Here is a 21,437-nt window from a genome sequence, read left to right as displayed (position 1 = left end):
AGCCCCTCGTCTCGCCACAAGAAAGACAACGCTTGCGGCCGGACAGAATGCAACCAGGGCTGTGAGGTTATTGCCTCACAGCCCCTCTCCTATTCATGTGCCACAAGTCGCTTTTTTTGCCTGCCCGCGATTTCTTGCGCCGGGGACAGGCAATCAATGTCCGCGAATATACTGTTCGAGTTGCACAATCAGGTGTGCCTGTTCTGTCACTGCAGCCTTGACCAGATCTCCAATCGACAGCTATTGGTCGGCAGGTGCAGTTGTGCCCATTCTGGATCTACAGGCAGAGAAGGATGCGGTCGTACTACCAAACATCTTGAAGTCTATGCTTGGAGATCGGGTTGAACACAAAACTATCGCTGGTGCAGGACACGCCATGGCCCCGGAACGTCCTCGTGAAATGGCAAACGCTATCGCGCAATTTGCAAAAAAAGTTTACGAGGCACCCTAAATCCCATGCAACCTAGGTGGTGTATTAGCCAAAAGGTATCAGAAAAAATGCCACGCCTTATTCAGGCCGCCGTCCTGTACTCAGAGACGTTCAACAGGCTGAAACTGTTGCGCGGAATATTCGACGTGGCCAACCCAGCGGCCAAAAACGATCCGAAATCGCCAATTGTCGGCATGCCGACTCTCGAAGCGTTCAAGGCCAAGACCATCATCGTCAACAAGCACTCGATGGCCAGCGGCTATGCCGGTCTGGACAACGAGCTCTTCTCTCTCGTCAATACCATGATGGTCTTTGGCGACGCCAAGAAAATCATCGAAGACATGGTCAAAGCCGTCGAGTAAAACCTGCTCCAGCGCCCCCCCTAAAAAGCCTCGGCCTTCATTAGACCGAGGCTAATGAGAGGGCCCCCCTCATCCAGAGTTCGCCCGCCAACAGGAGTCGCTAGGCCCGTCGCTGTTCGTCAGTGAACGCCTGATAGCGCTTTCGCCATTCAGAAGTGAGGTTGTTACCTCACAGCCCTGCTCATTTTCCAGGAATCCCTTTTTTGCCCGCGCACAATTTCTTGCGCCGTGGGCAGGAAATTAGTGACCGCGAATATACTGTTCGAGTTGCAGAATCAGGTCTGCTTGTTCTGTAATTGCAGCCTTGACCAGATCACCAATCGACAGCAAGCCAAGTAGTTTTTCGTTTTCTACAACAGGCAGATGACGAAGATGACGTTCGGTCATGATTCCCATGCAAGTCTCAATGCTCTGACGAGGGTCCACCGTTATTACGGGTGAACTCATAATCGTCCTGATGGGTGTGCCCGCGGAGGAACGCCCCTGTAGTATCATCTTCCGCGCGTAGTCTCGCTCACTGATAACACCGATAACGACTCCATTTTCTACGACAGGTAGCGCGCCAACATTCCGCTCAGCCATGGTCCTGATGGCCTCGATAACCATTTGATCCGGTGCAACAGTGTAAACATCATTATTACATTCGGGCTTCAAACAAAGTAATTGCGCAACATTTTTCATAATAGAGCCCTCTTATTTTTCTCAAGAGCAACACCCCGCACCGGGCGCTCATCCAGCAAACAACCCCAACAAACAATAAAAGACGTTCGAGTCAGAAGAAGAACCAACACAGACTACAATCTAATGTAAGAACTCTCCGCCGCGATCAATGCTTTCGACTTCGTTCAACTGTCTTTGATGGCACTTCCAAAAACAATTTTTTGTAGTCCGACGAGAAACGACCCAAGTGGTTAAATCCCCACTGCATCGCCACCGCAGTAATATTTCCATTGCATCCGCCTTCTAGTAGCGCCTGTCTTACTGCCTCCAGCCGAAAACGCTTCAAGTACACAGTCGGTGTGACGCCGAAGTACTTCTTGAAATCATCATGGAGTTTGAAGCGGGACACCCCCACCGCCCGACCGACCTCGTCCAAATTAACTTCATCGCTGGCATGTTCATGTATAAGCTTCTTGGCTTTTAACAAATGTTCAGGACATCGAATTTGCGAAAGTCCAGCCAATTCGCTCGAGTAATTATTGGGCTGCGACAATATAAAACCCTTGATCAGCGCTTTTTCAATATCGCGAGTCACGGAGATATGACCAAAGAAGTTACGCGCCTGCTCCATCTCCACAAGCAGGTATTTGACCAACCGCCACCAGGCTGCAGGCGCGCCCTCACTTGCACCTATTCTCGTTTCGAAGACAACTGGTTGTTGAGTAGGACGCTGTAGCAGTTCTTCCAGCACTTGGCGCATCGCTGCACATTTTATTGCAACCTGAATTTTCCGACAATTGCCGGTAATAGAAAGCTCTTGCTGATCATACGGCGATACGATCAACCCGTTATCGCTATCGGACATCAGTAAGCCATTTGATTTTCGCAGTTCCTGTTCGCCACTGATGGGTAGACTGATGCTATAGCTGTTGAGTACCGACGCATCAATATCGATAGTGACATCGGTACCATATTCGATATACCCAATCACCGTAGACATCGACTTCAAAACGTTTCCGGCATGTTGAAAATGAATACGTTGTGGACACGAGGCCTTGAGCTCGTGGGGGCCGCAAATGTTCGCCATCCAGGCCTGCGCACTCTGCAGGTCATGACGTACCGCATGGATGTCTTGAAATTCAACATCGGTTCCCGCATGAGTTTGCAGATTCATCGCAGCACCACAGTGGTTACAGATTAACTGCAACCGTACTTCCAAGGCCTCAGGATCGCTATCCGCATAATGCAAAAATGATCAAAAAAACGCACAAATAAACCTTGTCGATTCATCCTCACGAAAAGCCAGCTCCGCCCCTCAGAAACGGATAGATATCGCCTCAAATGCGGATAGTTGCACCGCACAGAAAGGCATTCAATCGGGGTGAGCCTAAAACTACAAAAAGGGTGTACCTGATGAACAGCGCTAAAAGCATTACTCAGTGGCAGGAATACATTCAGGGTTGCCTGGATTTTCGGCCAGCCGAAGGTATTTACCGCGTCGCCCGTGACATGTTCACCGAGCCGGAACTGTTCGACCTGGAGATGGAACTGATCTTCGAGAAGAACTGGATCTACGCCTGCCACGAGAGTGAAATCGCCAATCCCAATGACTTTCTGACGATGCGTGCAGGTCGTCAGCCGATGATCATCACCCGCGACGGCAACAACCAGTTCCACGCGCTGATCAACGCTTGTCAGCATCGGGGCGCGACCCTGACACGCGTCAGTAAAGGGAACCAGTCCACCTTCACCTGCCCGTTCCATGCCTGGTGTTACAAAAGTGATGGTCGCCTGGTCAAGGTCAAGGCCCCGGGGGAGTATCCGGAAGGTTTCGACAAGGCCACCCGCGGCCTGAAGAAAGCCCGGATCGAGAGCTACAAGGGCTTCGTCTTCATTAGCCTGGACGTCAACGGCAGCGACTCGTTGGAAGACTACCTCGGCGATGCCAAAGTGTTCTTCGACATGATGGTCGCGCAATCCCCCACTGGCGAGTTGGAAATACTGCCCGGCAAGTCAACCTATAGCTACGACGGCAACTGGAAACTGCAGCACGAAAACGGTCTGGACGGTTATCACGTCAGCACGGTGCACTACAACTACGTCTCCACGGTGCAACATCGCCAACAAGTCAATGCAGCCAATGGCGGCGTCTCTGACACATTGGACTACAGCAAACTGGGCGCCGGCGATGCAGAAACTGACGACGGCTGGTTCTCGTTCAAGAATGGCCACAGCCTCTTGTTCAGCGACATGCCTAACCCATCCGTACGCGCCGGTTATGCCACAGTCATGCCGCGTCTGGTGGAGGAGTACGGCCAGCAGCAAGCCGAGTGGATGATGCACCGTCTGCGCAACCTCAACATCTACCCGAGCCTGTTCTTTATGGATCAGATCAGCTCGCAGCTGCGTATCGTGCGCCCGGTGGCCTGGAACAAGACAGAGATCACCAGCCAATGCATCGGCGTTAAGGGTGAGTCCGACGCGGACCGGGAAAACCGTATTCGCCAGTTCGAGGATTTTTTCAACGTTTCAGGCATGGGAACCCCGGACGACCTGGTTGAGTTTCGCGAAGCCCAGCGCGGATTCCAGGCCCGCCTCGAGCGCTGGAACGAAGTGTCTCGCGGCAGTGAAAAATGGGTCAAAGGTCCCACCCCTAACAGCGAGGTTCTGGGTATCAACCCGGTACTGACCGGCACCGAGTTCACCCATGAAGGGCTCTACATCAATCAGCACGGATCCTGGCAGCGCTTCCTTCTGCAAGGTCTGGAACAAAAAGCCCTGAAGTTGAAGGAGGTGTGAAATGACCGCACTACAGTATTCCGTCGAACAATTTCTCTACCGCAAAGCCGAGCTGTGTGATCAACAGAACTGGGACGCCTATATCGCTCTGTTTGATGAGCAGAGTGAATTCCACCTGCCGCAATGGGAGTCAGAGCATGTGTACACCACCGACCCCAAGCGCGGCATGTCGCTGATTTACTACTCGAACCGCTCCGGCCTGGAAGATCGCGTGTTTCGTTTGCGCACCGGTAAGTCGGCGGCTTCAACGCCGATGCCGCGCACCTTGCATCAAATCAGCAATGTGCGCATCAACGAGCTCGATAACGGACTACTTGAAGTCAAGGCAGCATGGGTCACGCTCTTCACACGACAAGGGTTGTCCGAGCAGTTCTACGGCCATGTGACCTACCACCTCAAACCCGTCGCGGAAAGCTGGAAGATCACTCGCAAGCACATCGTATTGCTCAACGACACCATCAACTCAGTGCTTGATTTCTATCACCTGTGAGCTGAGGAGCACGCTGTCATGAATCATAAAGTCGCTTTCAGCTTCGCCGACGGCAAGACCTCGTTCTTCGAGGTCAAGCCAAACGAGTTGCTGCTCGACGCCGCGCTACGCAATGGCGTAAACATCCCCCTGGACTGTCGCGAAGGTGTTTGCGGGACCTGCCAGGGGCGCTGCGAATCAGGCCAATACACTCAAGATTACGTCGATGACGAGGCCCTTTCCGAACAGGACCTGGCGCAACGCAAGATGCTCTCTTGCCAGACCCGCGTACAATCGGATGCCTCGTTCTATTTCGACTTCGATTCGAGCTTGTGCAACGCTGGGGCCACTCAGTTACTGCAAGCGGTGATAACTGGTGTAGAGCAGGTTTCGGCCACCACGGCGATCCTTCATCTAGATGCCTGCTCCCACTCCCAGCAATTGGACTTTCTTCCGGGGCAATACGCTCGACTGCATGTACCTGGCACCGATGAGTGGCGCTCCTACTCATTTGCCAACCGACCCAACACCAGTAACCAGCTTCAGTTTCTCATCAGGCTGTTGCCTGATGGAGTGATGAGCAACTTCATCCGCGAGCATTGCCGCCCCGGAGAAATGCTCGAGTTCGAGGCGCCTTTGGGTAGCTTTTATCTACGTCAGGTCAGTAAGCCTCTCGTCCTGGTGGCAGGAGGAACCGGCCTATCGGCCTTCCTCGGAATGCTGGATACCATTGCCGAAAAAGGTGGTTGCGGACACCCGATCCAACTGTTCTATGGCGTCACGCAGGATAATGACCTCTGCGAAACTCAACGCCTGGCTGATTATCGCGACAGAATCGCGAACTTCGATTATCACTTGGTGGTGTCGAAGCCATCAGAACACTGGAAAGGTAAAACCGGCTGGATTCCTGATCACTTCGACCGCCAGTCGTTCGAAGCCAATCCATTCGACATTTACCTGTGCGGTCCCCCGCCGATGGTCGAAGCGATTAAAACCTGGTTCAGCGATCAGAAGATTGAGCGGTTCCAGATGTATTACGAAAAATTCATCGAGAGCAATTCCAAGCATTGAGATTGCATGAGGAATATCTGGTGCAGACCAGATATTCCTGTGCTTTTTTCATCATCCGCCGACGCTGCTGATCAATACCCCACCGTCGAACTTTCAGCGATCAAAACGATCTGCCAAATGCCGTAGCGCTTTGGCCTGAGCGAGCAGATCCTCGCCAATCCGCTGACCGTCCAATGCCTTATCAACGCTTTGCGTCGACAGCTCGGCCACTTGCATAACTTGTTGTGACAAGCTCTCGACCACTTGGGATTGTTGCTCCATGGCGGATGCAATCTGCATGCTCATGCCAGATATTTGGGTCAGTGACAAACTCACTCCAGCCAAATTACCTTGGACTGATTCCACCTCACTCGTACTGTTTCGCGCGAACTCCCGCCCCTCATTGGTCAGTTGTACAGTGCGTTCTGTGGCATTACGCAGTTGCAGTAACAGCGGTTGGATTTGCTGTGTTGCTTCCTGAGTCCGAGTTGCCAGTTGCCGTACCTCGTCGGCAACGACACTGAACCCCCTGCCCGCTTCGCCGGCGCGAGCTGCTTCAATAGCCGCGTTCAGAGCCAGTAGATTAGTTTGTCCGGCAATCGAACTGATGATGTTGGTAATAGCGCCAATGGACTCGGTAGAGCTGGCCAGTTGTTGAACCGCCAGTGCAATATCCCCAACTGATGTACTGAGCTGCTGCATCGCATCGAGGCTTTTGCCGGACAATTGTTCGCCATGATTGGCAAGCCGGACAGCTTCCTGAGTGGCCAGATTGGTGGCCTGAACGTTGCTGGCAACTTCCTGAATGGTGGCACCCAACTCGCTGAGGGCGGTCACCGACAAGTCGGTTTCATCGCGTTGACGTTCGAGGCGCAGAGTTTCGCCCTGGATCAACTGGGCAAGCTCGACCACCTGCTGCTCTACGACGCCCCCGGTCGTCCCTATTCGTGACAATGCGCTTTGCAGGCGACGTTCTTCGGCCACCAGGGCCATCTCCATCAATGCTGCAATACCTGGCGCGCTGCTGTAAATTTTCGCGGTCAATCGATCGGCAAACGCTTTGGGATGCGCCACAAAAACCTGCTTGACGGCTCGGGTCTGCCGCCAATCCTGAATACCCGCCATAACGAGCGATCCAGCAATAACCAAAGCGCTCTGAGCCAAATGGGAGTTCAGTTGCCAAAGGCCTGCCGCCAACAGTAATCCAAGCGGCAGGCTCGGTAATGCAGCTCCCACCAGTTGATGGATATGAGAGCTCCACTGCAGAGCGCCGCCTCCAGATTTCAATCGCGAGTAAAGTTTTTCTGCACGCTCACATTGCGTTTGCGAGGGTGAGCTATAGACAGCCCCATAAGCCTGAATCCCATCATCGCCGAACACTGGTTTTATGTAGACGTTCAGCCAGTACGTTGAACCGTCCTTGCGCCTGTTCTTCAAAAGTCCCATCCAAGGTTTGCTTTGTTGCAGCGCGCTCCACAGGCAACTGAAAATATGTGCAGGCATATCAGGGTGCTTCAGAAGATTGCTTGACTGTTGCAACAGCTCCTTACTCGTATACCCGCTAAGTTTGATAAACGCTTCGCTACTGTGCGTAATGCGCCCCTGCAGGTCGGTACGACATATCAGAACATCATTGTCAGAAGAAGTAGGAGATGCAGACATGGATGAGAGTCCCAAAAAGGAAAAAAAAAGCCTGCCCCTAGGGGCAGGCAGAAGACCAAAGTAATTGAAAACTATGGAGCACAATGACTGTGGCGGTCTTAAAAGTGATGGACATACCGCACTTGCACACGACTACCTTCAGGACGGTTCTCGACGTCCTGTTCGAAGTACGCATTTACAAACACATGATCCTCCTTGGAAAAGCTGTACATCGCCCCAGGCCCGACAGCCCATACCTTTTCGCGACGGCCGGAAACCTCATGACCGTCAACTTTGGTATCGGTGATTTGCTTCAGCCAATAGCCATTGATACCCAGGCGCAGCTGTGGCGTCACCGCATACTCAGTAGCAAAGTTTGCGTGTAAAGCCTGGCCGGCTTGCATATCGTCGGCGCCACCAAACCCTGGGCCCGGATCATCGTTCTTGCCGTTGTAAAGGTAGTGAGCACGAACTGACGCCGTCCATTTTGGGGTAATCCAATAAGTGGCCGCCCAATAGGGGTCAAACGACCAAGCGTTGGCGCCCGGGTTGATGTCATGCTTACTGTCGTATTTGCCAGTCGGCACGTTCACCTGCAACTCAATGCGGTGCGCGAAACGCGGCCCATCGGGTCCCATGATCGGATCAAACTGGATCATCGGACCCAATAGAAGATCACCCACACCACTTTGAGCCTTTAGCGCCGCATTATTCAGTCCGTCATCAACATCCATGCTGGTTACAAAAGGAAGCACAGCATTCATGCCCAGCGTCGCGTTGCCCAAGCGAAGATCGGAAAAATAGCTGACTTGTGTCACGGCGACCTGATAATCCAGCTCTTGCTTGGGCAAACCCAACGCCTTGCCATTTTGATCTCGAAAACGATTAGCACTGTAGTTCTGGAAGTATTCCTGAAAGTACCACCCCGCCCCCGCTGGCGGGGCGCCATCGAGAAAACTGGTTAAACCCAGATTGACTACCGGTAGGTCATACGCCTGCACGGGTTCAATTCCCAAGAGGCCAGTACCCAACACACATACTGATAGCAGTTTTATTTTTATTGTCATGACGCTCTCCACTTGCAGCAAGGCTAAAGGCGGAGTGGTTGAACGTAGCAACCGGTACGTAAAGGCCATCCGTTAACACATAACGCTGAACCGTCGCCGCACAAGCCACAGCATCAACAACTCTCAATACCTATAGGATGTTCAGCAGACATTTGTGTTTTTACAGCCACCTTTTTTATCGTGCGGCTGAGCTGATCATGATCACCCCGCCTCTTTCTGACTATCCGACAACTGCATAGACTGTCCGCTACGTGCAACTAAAACCAATAGATCATTTGTTTCAGACGACGGAATTGCACCCTGCATTTAAAATACAAGGCTGCTTGTTTGGCAGGCTCCGGCCTCACCCAAATAAGTAGCATTAGAGTTTTTCAGATAATTATCCGAGAGCATCAATAACTTCATATGAATAGCCCGAGAAAAATTGCACTTGTAACGGGTGCTGGACAGAGCACCGGCCGGGGAATCGCCCTGCGCTTGGCCAAAGAGGGGGCTGATATCGTGTTGGTCGATAGGGACGCAGCGTCGCTGAAGGACACGGCCGACGGGATCACAGCGATAGGTCGTCGCGTGTCAATTTTCTTGACCGATATCACCCGACAGGAACAACTTCGGGACGCAGTCGACCATGCGGAAAAAACATTCGGAAACTTCGACATCATGGTCAATAACCCTGTCTTCGAAAGAGAGCACGCAGACGCTGATATCGGTTATGAAGAAGTCGAACGACTGATCAGTCACAGCATTCAAAGCACACTTTGGGGTATTCAGGCCGCGGCGGATAAATTTCGTCAGCGAAACCAAAAAGGCACGATCATCAACGTATCGTCCAGCGCAGGGCATGAAAACCCGGCTTTGGTGGATATCCTCACCGCGTCAAAAATGGCTGTGCGTGCGCTGACTCAGGCCGCATCCAAAGAACTTGCCCCGGCCGGGGTCATGGTCACTCTGCAATGTTTCGGAACCATCATTCCTGCGGCAAGATACGTGTCATAGCAGTAGGCGTACTTCGCCGCTCGAAAAGAACGGCGAAGCTCAAAGGCTCCTGACTTATCGACTCAACCCAGGATGGTGCGCAGCCACTCGATACTGCCCGCCGTGGAACACCAGCGGCTCCCCTGCGCCGTGGCGGTAGTGTTCGATTTGTCCAAGGAATATCAAATGGTCACCGCCCTCATACTGAGTGACATTGCGGCAGACCAACGTGGCAATCACGCCATCGAGCAGAGGCACCCCGGACTCTCCGGCCTTGAAGGCCACACCCGAAAACTTGTCTGGCGCAGGTCGTGCAAAACGTCCGGAAATATCGTGCTGATCTGCGCCCAGGACGTTGATCGCAAAATGCTCGCACGACAGGTAGTCCGGCAGACTCGGCGCGTTGCGCGCAATACTCCAAAGCACCAGTGGCGGATCGAGTGAAACCGACGAAAAGGAGTTGGCAGTCATGCCAACATTGCGTCCATCGGTCGTGCGCGTAGTGATTACGGTCACCCCAGTGGCAAACTGCCCGAGCAGATTGCGCAGTTCGCGCGGATCGCAGTCCTGCGCGTTGACCAAATCATGCTGGATGGATTCTGCGGTAAATGCATTCATGATGAACTCCTGGCTCGATGGCGGCTCAAGCGGCCTGACGAGTCTTTTCCTGAATAAAGGCTTGGCAAGACTGGGCGTCGAACCACCAAGGTGCAAAGTTGCGTGGATCATCGAAGCCATTGGCGATAGCCGATGCCAGAGGTTTTGACTGGCTGGCGGCACCGAGCAGTTCAAGCAGGTGTTGAGGTGGTGGCGTCAGCATGGTGTTGGTCCACTTGACCACATGCTGCGCATAGCTCCAGTACTGCTCGAACGTGTCGTGCATCCAGTCAGGGCCAAAGTCTTGCGCGCCACGAGCGATAATCGCATCCAGGTAAACCTTGCTGCACTTGGCCGCATTGTTCGAACCTTGGCCGGTAATCGGGTCATTGACTACAAGAGCATCGGCCATGCCAAAGACCTTGCGGCCAGATGGCAGCGTCAATACCGGTTTGCGTACCATCGGCGTGAATCTGCCGGACAAGAAACCCTTGTCATCAGTCATTTCCACGGAGCGACAGCGTTCGGCTTCCCAAGGAACGTAACGATTGATAAGTTCAAGACTTTTTTCGAGATGTTGCTCGGCAGATGTAATCCCCTGCCAGCAGTCCATCGGCCCGCCCGGAATTCCTTCGAAGACCATGATTTCGCAAGGTCCGGTAGTCGTCAGGCAAGGGAACACAAAGTATTCGCCTACACCTGGAATCAAGTTGAAACTGACTCGGGAAAACGGCGACATCGGTGTCATGCCCTTCACATAGGTCAATGACAGCGCCCGTTGTGGTTGCTGAAACTGAGTCCGTTCGGCATCTTTTTCGAACAGATTGACGATCTCACCTTTACCCGCAGCAAGCAGTACAAGGTCATGGCTCGTCGACAATTGCTCCAGTTCGGCCACACCTACATCCTGGATAATGACCTCGCCGCCACGCTTCGCGACCTCGTTCAGCCATACCGGCATTTTCAGGCGCTGATCGACCGATTGAGCATAGCGATCCAGTCGAGTACTCCAGCTGAACAGTGGCTCATTCGGGTTCTCTGGGTTAGGCACTGCCAGGCCAATACCTTCAACAGCCGGGCATTGGTCTTCCCAGAAGTTCAGCCCCAGATCACGCTCACTTTGCAGCGCGGCGTTGAACATGCATTGGCTGGACATCACTTTGCCGTTGCGAATGTCCTCGCCATTGCGATTAGTGGTCAGGGTCACGTGGTAGCCCTTGGCGAGCAGGCCTAGAGCGAGTTGCAGGCCGGCTTGGCCGGCTCCGACGATGGCGATTCGACGCATTGTTATTCTCCTGGTTATCGACGGTTACAGGTGCAGCATTCGGCAGTCGCCGAACTAGGTTTCTTGTTAGGGTTCTGTCTTATTCGGCAAGCCGTGGTATCGCCGGCAGGTTCTGTTCCGGCCCCATGACCGAGTAGCCTCCATCGACGGCGTAATCCGCGCCCGTCACGAAGCTGGCGGCGGGTGAACACAAGAACGCCACCACGCTGGCCACCTCGCAAGGTTCTCCCAGGCGCCCCAACAGGTGATAAGAAGCGGCGACTGCATCAGCCTTTTCACGGTTACCGCCACTGACTTCGGCGATCACTCGCGACCAGGTCCAACCAGGCGATACCGAATTGACGCGGATACCGTCAGCGGCCAAGTCCATGGCCATGCAGCGAGTCAGCTGCACCATGGCGGCCTTCGAGACCGGATAAAGCCAGCGCCCTGTCTGGGCGCACTTGGCCGAGATAGAAGCAAAATTCACAATTGCACCACGTCGCGCCTTGAGGTCCTGATGCACCGCTTGAGTCAAAGCCACTGCAGAAACCAGATTCACATCAAGTGCGTGTAACCAATCCTGGCGGCTTGAGGAAAAGCCTTGGTCGCTGTAAGTGCAGGCCAGATTGATCAGTAGGTCGACGCCGCCGAAACGTGCACGCACCTCTTCGACCGCATGCGCAATAAGTTCGTCATCCGTCACATCGAGGTGAAAAAATGCAGCTCGCTCACCGAGCTCGACCGCCGCCTTGAGACCCGCTTCACGATCGATATCAAACAGCGCAACGCTAGCCCCTGCGTCCATCAACGCTCGAGCCACGGCGGAGCCAATCAGGGTCGCGCCGCCACTAATCACGGCGACCTTATTCTGTAGATGAGACATGGTTATCTCCTTAAACCGGCTTGTCGGCGCTGGAGGCCCAACTCGGCATCAACGTATTGGAAGGCAGCGTTTCATCGAGCAGTTTTTGCGCCGTCACCACACCCGCCACTGGCAGCCCTGTCGGGTCAAGCAGGCCGATCTGAACCAGCACGCTGGCCTGATCCCAGTAGATATGTTCGTGATAAAGCTTGGGACCGCGAAACTTGACTACGCCCAGCATCGGGATCTCGACATGGCGCCCGGTCGGTGCTACTCCGGGAAGCATCCAGTCGATCTCCGAGTCATGGGTAAAGCTCATGATGAATTCATCAACGATCTGTGACGCACCCACCGTGCGTGACAGTGGTGTCAGCGCCATGTCCTTGGGATTGCCATGGACGAAGTGATGCTGGTAGAAGCGGCTCAACTCTTTTGCACCCACGCCACCCGTCATGGTCGGGATGTGATTGACGTAAGGCTCGGCGACCATAGTGGCCATGGTCGCAGGTACGTCCCGGGTATCGAACTCGTGACGCACGTGCTCATCCCAGAGATCAGAAAGGTTGTAGTCTGGTCCTAGAACCCGACGCAATGCAGCAACAGTCCGTTCGTGAGCCAACAGTGCCGACGGTTTGTGATAGTGATGACCGTTTGGGCGAGCAAAGGCGTGATCAACCCCTGGGTAAACGTAGAGTTCGACGCCTGGCTTATCGTGCAGGACCTTCTGGATCGCGGACCGAGCTTCGGCGGGGCAGAACTGATCCTGTTCGGCCATATGGAGCACCAGACGACCCTGCAGTCCTTCAGCTTCCGACAAGGCGTTTTCAATACCCACGCCGTAGTAACCGACGGCACAAGCCACCTCAGGCAACCGGCAGGCCGCCAGGTAAGCCAACTTGCCGCCCAGGCAGTAGCCGACAACACCCAGGTCACCCGGTTTACATTGAGGTAAGGTCTCCAAGGCATTCAGACTGGCGCGAATGTCATCAATGCCAAGTGCCTCGTCGAAACCCTGGTAGAGCTCATAGGCACGACCAAAGTCTGCCTCGGTATAACCTAACTCGACACCAGGCTCCTGGCGCCAGTAAAGGTCCGGCACCAGCACGGTGTACCCTTCCTCGGCCAACAGGTCGGCGACTTCACGCATAGCCTGGTTAACGCCAAAGATTTCCTGACAGAGCACCACGCCCGGCCCGCGACCATCGACAGAGGTCGCCAGGTAAGCCTGGAAGTGACTGCCGGACGCAACCGGCACGCTGACATACTGGCCTTTCATATCGAGTCTCCAATGGTTCAGGAACGTTGGAGATGATATTGGGCACCTTCAGCGGTGCCGACTATCCGCTGAATGCGATGCCTGTCCGTGGTATGCAGGAAGTTACGTAGAGCAAAGTCCGACGCGCAAAATGAAACAAAGCTTTGGGAGCGGCCAGAAAGCGCAGACGCCATCCGCTAACTTCATCAACCAACAGTTTTGAAGGAGAACTGAGCGGTGATGTGGCTGCCGCACCTCTCTCTCGCCACAATGCCCGACGAGCAAAAAAGAAAACCTGGGGGTGACCAGGACGGGAGGCGAATAAACCCCGTGCAGCACAATCGATCTGGAAGGTAAACGCGAAACACTAAGCGGTGGCGGCTCGATGAAGCAGTCCAGGCAGGGCCTGCAGAAGCAGTCGTAGCACCGCGAAAGGATGAGCCGCATAGTTGCGAACCTGGTCACTGCGACTCTCGCCGTAAAGGCACCAGTTGCAGAAGTGTTCGCAGTTGTTGGTCAGCAGCCGGTATTGATTTTCACCCACCCGAGAAAGCGCTCGTCGGATGATTTCTTGTCGTTCAAATCTGACTTGCTGAGTACTCTTGACCCAGAGCCGTTGCCCGGAGACAAATCGCTGCAGTGTCAGAGTTTCTACAGGTCCTGCGTGCAAACCTGCACACAGCCCTGAGTAGTGAACGACTTTGTACTCACCGAGGTAGATCCCATGATGGTAGTAGCCGTTTCGGGAGGTGATGAGGTGGCTCCCAATAGCGACCTCTGACTCAGCTTCCCAGTCCCAGTCATGCCATTGGCTGGTACAGAGTTCCTCTACTGGAGCGGATTTATCGGAGATGTTCATCATGTTCCGCCTTACTGGGCATGTGGATGAGTGCTCTGGTTGGCACTCCCACCTCAGTGAATTCAGAAGCGTTGGAACGATATTGAACATCTGCACCAAGCGGGACTATCCGCTGGGCGCTAAACCTGTCCATGGCATGCAGAAACATTTCTGATTCGCAACTGACTCGAATACCTTGCCTTTTCCTCCCTCAAAAACGCCACACAGCCCAGGTTAATAACGTTGGACGCCTATTGTTTACGGGGGGATCCTAGGAACCAATGAATCATGCTTCGCAGCCCCACACACCCTTAAAGCTGTCTGGCATGCCCATTGCTTGAGTAGGTAGAAAGCCCCGGTGAGGGCACATAAAGAAACGGACATGCTTACAGGTTATCCGGTTAACGCAGCGACTATCCTTATCCTGCAAAACCTCGGTAACACTACTGTGTGCCATGCCTTGAAACCGTGCATGCAAGTGAGGCGACCATGGGCCTGAATCTCATTCCGCAGAGTTGCGGCAGTCTCTTTGACAGAGCTTCGCTGTTCACCCCTAAAAACCAGTTATTTCTGCTCAATGAACTGGATGCCATTCGTGACGGAGTTAGCAGCGTCTTCAAGAAGCACGAACTGCGCTGTATCCAGGAAACCGACCGCATCAGCGCGCGGATGCACCATGTCAGTCGTGGGCACTTGTCCCTGAACCGACTGGAATATGGCGCCCAGGTAAACATCGATCCCGGTCGGCTTGAAGATTTCTTTTTGATCCAGGTGCCCATCAGCGGAAAGGCACGCATCATTTGTGGCGGGCACGACTTTATCTCCACACCCGATAAAGCCTCGTTGATTTCACCCAACCTGCCGTTATCTATGTGCTGGGACGCCAATGCGCCCCAACTGGCACTTCGAATCGAACGAAACGAGGTTGAGTACCATTGTGCTCAACACCTTGGACATGTGATGGACAGACCGCTGGAGTTTCATCCGGCACTCGATCTGACCACCCCAAGCGGAAGCTATTTCCTTCAGCTGATTGCCATACTGGCCGAGGCTATTACATCGGACGAACATCCGCTCCACCATGCCCTGGTGCTCAAACAGTTCGAGTCAGTCCTGATCAATGCATTGGTCTATGGCCAACCCAACAATCTGCGAGATCAACTGGAGTGTGCCAGTAGACCAAAAGCACTCTTGCCCTATTTCGTCAAAAGGACTGAGGAGTATATGCGGGCCCATGCGCATGAACCGCTGAGCATCGAGCAGTTGGCCGAGCACGCGGGGGTCAGCGTTCGCACACTGTTTGCCGGCTTCCGCGATTTTTGCGACACCACGCCTATGGCCTATCTGCGCAATTTGCGATTGGAGCAAGTGCATCTTGAATTGAGCAATCATAGCCATGATGCTTCGGTAACCGATATCGCATTCAAATGGGGCTTTGCCCATCTGGGACGGTTTGCTCAGGAATATAAAAAACGTTTTGGCGAGGCACCTTCAACGACGCTCAGATTCCGAAGCTGATATCAAGTATTGCAGTTCGCGATATGCGAATCTGCCTCGGCTCGGTTCCGCCACACAATACGCCACATACTGGATCACGACGCCTAGCACCGGACCAATATCGGCCAGAATCGTCGGTTGCACATAAAAACCCTCGTCTTCCAGCAACTCGCCGCCCGATACCACGCGCGCAGCTTTCTGACGAGCCAGTTCGATGTGCTTGAGCACGCTTTGTTGTTGCTTGCGCGACACCAGCGAGTTGATCGCTGCGTCGCAGTTCATGCCCGCACCGATCGGCATGGCCGATACCGCCGCCGTGAGGTCTTCGACAAGCTTGTCGTAGATCGAGCAATACATGTAGAAGCGCGAAGCCGCTGCACAGACCTGACCGTTGTTCACCATGTCACCGAGAATGAGCACCAGCAAGGCCGGCGTTACCGAAACATGATGCAGATCGGGAATCCCCCGGCAACAACACTCAGTGGACTGGCTGCGAAAACAGCCTGCTACACGGCCCTGTCCGGCGAGCAGTCGTCTAAAACCCACCGCGTTAAGGTTGAAACGACGCGCTTATGTCATCCCGCGCAGCAACGGAGCTGACAGGCACTCGGGTGGCGATGCCGTACGCAACCAGGCAGCCAAGCCCACAGCTTCCCACCACCAGGCACATGGGCCATGGGGTGCCATCGGCCAGGCGACTGACCCATAGACTGGCCAGCGCCCCGGTGGCGAATTGCACCGAAATACCCAGGGCGACACTCGCCCCTGCCTGCCCCGGGAACATACTCATCAGGCTCGCCGTGCAATTGGCTCCCAGCAAGCCCGTGACGCCCATGTACAGCACCATGCAAAGCACAATGCTCGTCAGCCCGCCCCACTGCGTATACCCCGCCACCATCAGCGCCAGCCCTGCGACGCCTGCTAGCACGGCGCCCACTCCCAGCATGCGCTGTGGCCCGAAGCGAGTGACCCAACGGGCATTGATAAAGGTCACCACGATGATGCCTAGAATGTTCAGGCCGAACAGCCAACTGAAGGCACGCGGCGAGACACCGAAGTACACGACGTACACAAAGGGTGAGGCGGTGATGAAAGCGAACATGCCGCCAAAGGCCAGTGCCATGCACAGGATCAGCGCCACCGCCCGAGGTTGTCGGACGATGCCCAGGTAAGCCGCGAACGCCCCCTTGAGCGAGGTGCCGCGCGCCTGCGTCGGCAGGCTCTCGTTCAATCCCGCGCTCACCATCAGCAGGCACAGCCCGCACAGGATGAACAACGCGGCGAATATGGTGCGCCAGCCGTCGATCAGCACCAGCCAGGTACCGATCATTGGCGCGACCAACGTCGCCATCATCGTCAGCAGATGCATCCAGGACAGCACCTTGGCCGCTTGTGCCAGACCGAACAGGTCTCTGGCGACGGCCCTCGCCAGGACCAGTGCGCCGGCCCCGCCAAGGGCCTGGAGAAATCGCCATGCAGTCAGTTGTTCGATGCTGCCGGCAAACAGGCAGCCAAGGGTTGCCAGGCCATAGAGCACGAGACTGCCCAGCAACAGTGGGCGACGCCCATAGCCGTCCGACAGTGGCCCATAGAACAGCATGCCCAGGCACAACCCAGCGAGAAAGGCACTGATCGTGTGTTGCACCTGGGCTGTGCTGCTCGACAGGTCATTGGCGATCTGCGGCAGGCTGGGCAGGTAGGTATCGATGGAAAACGGCACAAAGGCCGTCAGCGATGCCAGCAGTGCGATCAGACGTGTCGTGGGTTTCATTGGCCCGGGAGCTCAAGGCTTTTGAGAAAGCCTGCGACCAGTGCGTTGAACACCTCGCCTTGATCATCGTGTACATAGTGACTGGCACCTGCGACCTCCACCGTCCGCACGTGCGGGTTGCTGGCGCTCATCGCCTGCAGCGTCGAGGGCGGCAGAAAGTCCGAGCGGCCGCCGCGAATGAACAGGGTCGGGCAATTCAGCGCGCGCACCGCCGGCCACAGGTCTGTCGGCTCGATACTCAGGCGTGCCTCGGCAATACCCTGTTGATCATGGCGCCAGGTGATCACGCCCTCGCTCTCTTTCATCGAATGAGCGAGCCTTGACGCCAGGCCCTGTTCCGACAAGCCCGGGCGCGAAGCCTGCCAGAATGCGCGGGCCGCCTCCCAGCTATCGAACTGCAAGGGCGTCTGGCTCATCTCGCGGCGAATGCGCGCGGCACCATCGCCCTGGCTTGAAGAGCCGGGACCGATGTCCTCAATCATCAAGCCAATCAACCGTCGCGGATTTTGCCGCGCATATTCAAGGGCGTTGGCGCCCCCTAATGAGTGCCCCAGCAATACAAAACGCGACAAGCCAACATGGGTGGCAAAGTCCTCGAGGTCCTCGACATACGACTGCGTGTGGTAGCTGCCGGGCGAGGCCCAGTCACTCAGTCCTCGACCGCGCTGGTCCAGGGCATAGATGCAGTAGTCCGCACCCAGAGATTGCACCAGCGATTCCCAGGTTTGTGCATAGGCCCGCAAGCCATGCAATAGCACCAGGGGCACGCCGGTCGATTCACCCCAGCGCAAAAAGTGCAGGCGCAAGCCTGAGCGGTTGGTGAAGAAACAGCTTTCAGATGACATCGGTTTTTCCTTAGTGCATGGCGCCAGTCGACCTAGAAACGATCGAACCGATAAGGGCTTGGATCAATGATCGGCGCATGGCCGCTGACGAGATCCGCCGCGAGGTGGCCTGCAGCCGGCGAGGTGCCGAAACCGTGCCCCGAGAATCCGGTGGCCACGGTCAGCCCCGGTATCTGCGCGACCGGCCCTATGACCGGATTCGAATCCGGCGTGACGTCGATAGTGCCTGCCCAGGCCTGGGCGATCCGCGCCTGTTCAAACACCGGCCAGGCCGCCATGAGGTTGTTCATCGCGTCGTTATTGAGCCGCGGGTTGGCGGCCGGGTCCTGAACCCTGACGCGCTCGAACGGGCTGACGCTGTCGGATTTCCAACGCCGGGCAAGCGCCAGGTCATTGAAAAAAGGTTTGCCCAACGACACGTTCAGAACGCTACGTTGCGCACGGAACTGCGGCATATATTGCTTGGCGAGCAACAAGTGATCGAGTGTCAGGAAGGCATCCAGTTTGCCGCGCTGGGTAATGATGAAGCCGCCGTCCCTATGCTTGCGAAACGAAAAGTCAGGTGCGCCGACAGCAATGTCCGTCGGCCCCTCCATTGGATGGGTACGCAGCACCGAGCAAGTCAAGGGCAAGGTCGGCAACGACACACCGAGGTTGCCCAGAAAGCGCCGTGACCACATCCCCCCTGCTAGCAGCACATGATCACAGCGAATCTCACCTCTCTCCGTGACCACGCCACTGACCACACCGGCGGACATCTGCAGCGTCCGCACCGCGCACTGCTCGATAATCACCACCCCCATGTCCAGGGCTGCCGTGGCGATAGCGCTGCTTGCCAGCGTCGGTTCGGCACGCGCATCGGATGGCGTAAAGATGCCGCCGGCCCAGTCACCCACGCCGCCTGGCACCAGCGCGCCAATTTCGCGTTTGCTGAGCAGCCGTGAATCCAGTGACAAATGCTCCACCGACTTTAGCCATCCCTCATGCATCGCCATCTGCGATGGGGTTCGGCCCACGAACATGATGCCCTCCTGGCGATACCCGACATCCGCCCCTACCCGCTCAGGCATCTTCGCCCACAAGCGGTCCGCGGCGAGGGCCAGGGGGATATCGGCCGCATGGCGGCTGGTCTTGCGTACCCAGCCCAGGTTGCGTGACGACTGCTCACCGGCGATATGGCCTTTTTCCAGCACCACCACCGAGATATTGCGTTCGGCCAATGTCAACGCAGCAGTCAGGCCGATAATCCCGCCGCCAATGATGACGACAGAGGTTGCGGAGGGAAACACGGTAGACGTTTTCACGGGCGCTATTGTGGGTGCCATGATCAAGACTCGGTAAGCGAATGAAGTAAGCCACGCCTACGCGTGGCCGCGTGACAGTTACTGCGACAGTCGAATGACTTCAACTTGCGCCTTCGACGCATTGCGATACGCCGTCACTTCCAGCTCAACCTTGTAGACCGTCGACCCCAAGGGCGGACAGGTGACGGTGCTGGCCGGGTCAACGCCGCGAAACTTTTCGCCGATCAGGGCCATCACGGCCGGGACGTCCTTGGGGTCCTGGATGAACACCCGCGAACACACCACGTCCGCCAGGCTCGCATCGACCGCCGCCAGGGCCGCCTCGATGTTGGCAAACACCTGATGCGTCTGCTCGAGGATATCTTCCGGAATCAGCTTGGTCTGCGGGTTGCGGCCTGCGGTGTTGGACACATAGATCCAGTCGTCCACGACAACCAGGCGCGAATAGCTGGCCTGATCTTCAAACGGGGAACCGGTCTTGAGCTTGATGATTTTTGTCATGTGGAATGCCTCTTCAAAATAAGTGATGGATGGCTTAACGCAGAACCGGGGTTTCCCACAGGTTCAAGGTGACGCCGATGCCTTTTTCGATGGCGTTGCGGTACACCACCGTGCCCCAGGCCACGTCTTCCACGGGCATGCCCCCCACCGACATGATGATGATTTCTTCATCGTCCCTACGGCCTGGCGCGGCGCCGGCAATGATCTTGCCGATGTCCTCAACTTCATCGAGCTGCATCTTGCCTTCGGCAATCATGTCCATGAAGCGCACGCCAATCACCGGCACGCAGTGATGCGCAGGCTTGGGCAGTTCTTCAAACCAGGCTTGGTAGAGACCGGTGTTGTCCAGCACCTTGCGTACGTCGCGCTGTTCCATCCCGTCGTCAAGGGAGCAGGAGGCAGGCATCGCCAGGAAGGCACCTGGCTTGACCCATTCGCGCTTCACAATTGGGTAGGTCGTGGGATCGCCCACCTCACCGGAGCTACAATAAGTAACAAGGTCGGAGTCGCGGACCACCGCTTCAAGGGTGTCGACCACTTCGATCGTGGTTATCTGCGGATAGGTTTCCTTGACCCAGGCGATAAAGTTATCGAGGCTCTTCTGGCCACGACCTTTGATCTTCAGTGTGTCGATATGCGGGCATACCGCGATGAATGCCGCCAGCGTGGTCTTGCCCATCACACCCGGGCCGAGCAGGCCGACGACTTTCGAGTCCTTGCGTGCCAAATGGCGCGCGCCCACGCCGGGAATCGCACCGGTGCGGTACGCGGACAGCAGGTTGGCCGACATATGGGCCAGCGGTGCGCCTGTGTCGGGGTCGTTCAAGGTAAACATCAGAATCGAGCGCGGCAGGCCTTTTTCGCGGTTGGCGATATTGGAGCCGTACCATTTCACGCCTGCGGTGCAAAAGCTGCCGCCCAGGTAGGCAGGCATGGCCATCATGCGTCGGTCAGCCGTGGGCTTGGGCATGTTCGGGAAGGGTGAATCCTGCGGGAAGATCACCATCGCGCCGTGGGAGTCATTGTTCGGACCGGCCATGCGATAGTCACCGGCATAGAGCAGGCCGAACATCTCCTCCATGGTGTTAACGCACGCCAGCATGTCAGTCACGCCCGCGCGGATCATGTCCTGCTCGGAGAGGTAGATGAAGTCGATTTTTGTATTTGTAGACATAGTTGTTCTCGGGCTGAAGGTGATATCGCTGCGGTAGGCGCAGCTCCACGCTGTCGACCTCGAGTATCAGGGC

The 21,437-nt window shown here is 55.7% G+C and carries 19 protein-coding genes and 3 pseudogenes; 6 read left to right on the top strand and 16 right to left on the bottom strand.

Annotation, left to right across the window (positions count from 1 at the left end):
* Positions 1–153 precede the first annotated feature (153 nt).
* Positions 154–240: pseudogene (locus EAH74_RS11090) on the bottom strand (CBS domain-containing protein); the annotation flags it as partial.
* Positions 241–555: 315 nt separating this feature from the next.
* On the opposite strand from EAH74_RS11090, the pseudogene EAH74_RS11080 reads away from it, so the two are divergent.
* Positions 556–792: pseudogene (locus EAH74_RS11080) on the top strand (NAD(P)(+) transhydrogenase (Re/Si-specific) subunit beta); the annotation flags it as partial.
* Positions 793–1,032: 240 nt separating this feature from the next.
* Here the strand turns inward: EAH74_RS11080 and EAH74_RS11075 are convergent.
* Together EAH74_RS11075 and EAH74_RS11070 are read right to left on the bottom strand one after the other, a co-directional pair.
* The gene (locus EAH74_RS11075; RefSeq protein ID WP_140678271.1) at positions 1,033–1,473 is read right to left on the bottom strand and encodes a CBS domain-containing protein; all 441 of its coding nucleotides are present in this window, start codon (positions 1,471–1,473) and stop codon (positions 1,033–1,035) included.
* Positions 1,474–1,618: 145 nt separating this feature from the next.
* Complete coding sequence (locus EAH74_RS11070) at positions 1,619–2,626, bottom strand: AraC family transcriptional regulator (protein ID WP_205012906.1); 1,008 nt, start codon at positions 2,624–2,626, stop codon at positions 1,619–1,621.
* A 239-nt stretch (positions 2,627–2,865) separates the two neighbouring features.
* On the opposite strand from EAH74_RS11070, the gene antA reads away from it, so the two are divergent.
* The 3 genes from antA to antC are packed head-to-tail and all read left to right on the top strand — an operon-like array spanning position 2,866 to position 5,791.
* Entirely contained in the window at positions 2,866–4,251 is a 1,386-nt protein-coding gene (gene antA / locus EAH74_RS11065; protein ID WP_140678269.1) for an anthranilate 1,2-dioxygenase large subunit, read from the top strand.
* A 1-nt stretch (position 4,252) separates the two neighbouring features.
* The gene (gene antB, locus EAH74_RS11060) at positions 4,253–4,741 is read left to right on the top strand and encodes an anthranilate 1,2-dioxygenase small subunit (protein WP_140678267.1); all 489 of its coding nucleotides are present in this window, start codon (positions 4,253–4,255) and stop codon (positions 4,739–4,741) included.
* Positions 4,742–4,759: 18 nt separating this feature from the next.
* Positions 4,760–5,791 (top strand): anthranilate 1,2-dioxygenase electron transfer component AntC, encoded by a 1,032-nt coding sequence (gene antC, locus EAH74_RS11055; protein WP_140678265.1) that lies wholly within the window; start codon positions 4,760–4,762, stop codon positions 5,789–5,791.
* A 93-nt stretch (positions 5,792–5,884) separates the two neighbouring features.
* Here the strand turns inward: antC and EAH74_RS11050 are convergent, their stop codons facing one another.
* Entirely contained in the window at positions 5,885–7,432 is a 1,548-nt protein-coding gene (locus tag EAH74_RS11050) for a methyl-accepting chemotaxis protein (protein ID WP_140678264.1), read from the bottom strand.
* A gap of 98 nt (positions 7,433–7,530) precedes the next feature.
* A complete protein-coding gene (locus EAH74_RS11045) occupies positions 7,531–8,478 on the bottom strand; it encodes a SphA family protein (protein WP_240050494.1) in 948 nt (315 codons plus the stop codon).
* 405 nt (positions 8,479–8,883) lie between these two features.
* Here EAH74_RS11045 and EAH74_RS11040 point away from each other — a divergent pair, with 405 nt between their 5' ends.
* Positions 8,884–9,474 carry an SDR family NAD(P)-dependent oxidoreductase gene (locus EAH74_RS11040; protein ID WP_140678262.1) on the top strand — a complete coding sequence of 197 codons (591 nt, stop codon included), beginning with the start codon at positions 8,884–8,886 and terminating at the stop codon, positions 9,472–9,474.
* A gap of 54 nt (positions 9,475–9,528) precedes the next feature.
* Here the strand turns inward: EAH74_RS11040 and EAH74_RS11035 are convergent, their stop codons facing one another.
* The 5 genes from EAH74_RS11035 to EAH74_RS11015 all read right to left on the bottom strand — a co-directional run bounded on the left by EAH74_RS11035 (position 9,529) and on the right by EAH74_RS11015 (position 14,293).
* Positions 9,529–10,071: a flavin reductase family protein gene (locus EAH74_RS11035; protein ID WP_140678260.1), complete on the bottom strand. Its 543-nt coding sequence runs from the start codon at positions 10,069–10,071 to the stop codon at positions 9,529–9,531.
* Between the two features lie 25 nt (positions 10,072–10,096).
* Positions 10,097–11,335, bottom strand: coding sequence for a styrene monooxygenase/indole monooxygenase family protein (locus tag EAH74_RS11030; protein ID WP_140678258.1), 1,239 nt, complete (start codon positions 11,333–11,335; stop codon positions 10,097–10,099).
* 79 nt (positions 11,336–11,414) lie between these two features.
* Positions 11,415–12,200, bottom strand: a complete 786-nt coding sequence (locus EAH74_RS11025) for an SDR family oxidoreductase (RefSeq protein WP_140678257.1) — start codon at positions 12,198–12,200, stop codon at positions 11,415–11,417.
* A 10-nt stretch (positions 12,201–12,210) separates the two neighbouring features.
* Positions 12,211–13,455, bottom strand: coding sequence for a dienelactone hydrolase family protein (locus tag EAH74_RS11020; protein WP_140678256.1), 1,245 nt, complete (start codon positions 13,453–13,455; stop codon positions 12,211–12,213).
* A gap of 346 nt (positions 13,456–13,801) precedes the next feature.
* Positions 13,802–14,293 carry a lecithin retinol acyltransferase family protein gene (locus EAH74_RS11015; RefSeq protein ID WP_161600323.1) on the bottom strand — a complete coding sequence of 164 codons (492 nt, stop codon included), beginning with the start codon at positions 14,291–14,293 and terminating at the stop codon, positions 13,802–13,804.
* A gap of 468 nt (positions 14,294–14,761) precedes the next feature.
* Here EAH74_RS11015 and EAH74_RS11010 point away from each other — a divergent pair, with 468 nt between their 5' ends.
* Positions 14,762–15,790 carry an AraC family transcriptional regulator gene (locus EAH74_RS11010; protein WP_140678252.1) on the top strand — a complete coding sequence of 343 codons (1,029 nt, stop codon included), beginning with the start codon at positions 14,762–14,764 and terminating at the stop codon, positions 15,788–15,790.
* A 75-nt stretch (positions 15,791–15,865) separates the two neighbouring features.
* Here the strand turns inward: EAH74_RS11010 and EAH74_RS11005 are convergent.
* The 6 genes and pseudogenes from EAH74_RS11005 to EAH74_RS10980 form a co-directional block, all read right to left on the bottom strand.
* A pseudogene (locus EAH74_RS11005) lies at positions 15,866–16,189 on the bottom strand (aldehyde dehydrogenase family protein); the annotation flags it as partial.
* Between the two features lie 130 nt (positions 16,190–16,319).
* Positions 16,320–17,540, bottom strand: a complete 1,221-nt coding sequence (locus EAH74_RS11000) for a Bcr/CflA family multidrug efflux MFS transporter (protein ID WP_140678251.1) — start codon at positions 17,538–17,540, stop codon at positions 16,320–16,322.
* Positions 17,537–18,385 carry an alpha/beta fold hydrolase gene (locus tag EAH74_RS10995; protein WP_140678249.1) on the bottom strand — a complete coding sequence of 283 codons (849 nt, stop codon included), beginning with the start codon at positions 18,383–18,385 and terminating at the stop codon, positions 17,537–17,539. Before EAH74_RS10995 ends, EAH74_RS11000 begins: the two co-directional genes overlap by 4 nt.
* 32 nt (positions 18,386–18,417) lie before the next feature.
* Complete coding sequence (locus EAH74_RS10990; RefSeq protein WP_140678247.1) at positions 18,418–19,710, bottom strand: NAD(P)/FAD-dependent oxidoreductase; 1,293 nt, start codon at positions 19,708–19,710, stop codon at positions 18,418–18,420.
* A gap of 57 nt (positions 19,711–19,767) precedes the next feature.
* Positions 19,768–20,190 carry a RidA family protein gene (locus EAH74_RS10985; RefSeq protein ID WP_140678245.1) on the bottom strand — a complete coding sequence of 141 codons (423 nt, stop codon included), beginning with the start codon at positions 20,188–20,190 and terminating at the stop codon, positions 19,768–19,770.
* Positions 20,191–20,224: 34 nt separating this feature from the next.
* Entirely contained in the window at positions 20,225–21,364 is a 1,140-nt protein-coding gene (locus EAH74_RS10980; protein WP_140678243.1) for a tyramine oxidase subunit B, read from the bottom strand.
* Positions 21,365–21,437 lie beyond the last annotated feature (73 nt).

Origin of the sequence: Pseudomonas mandelii (assembly GCF_006438925.1) — a bacterium.
Lineage (GTDB): Bacteria > Pseudomonadota > Gammaproteobacteria > Pseudomonadales > Pseudomonadaceae > Aquipseudomonas > Aquipseudomonas mandelii_C.
This window is presented reverse-complemented; position numbering and strand designations above follow the sequence as displayed.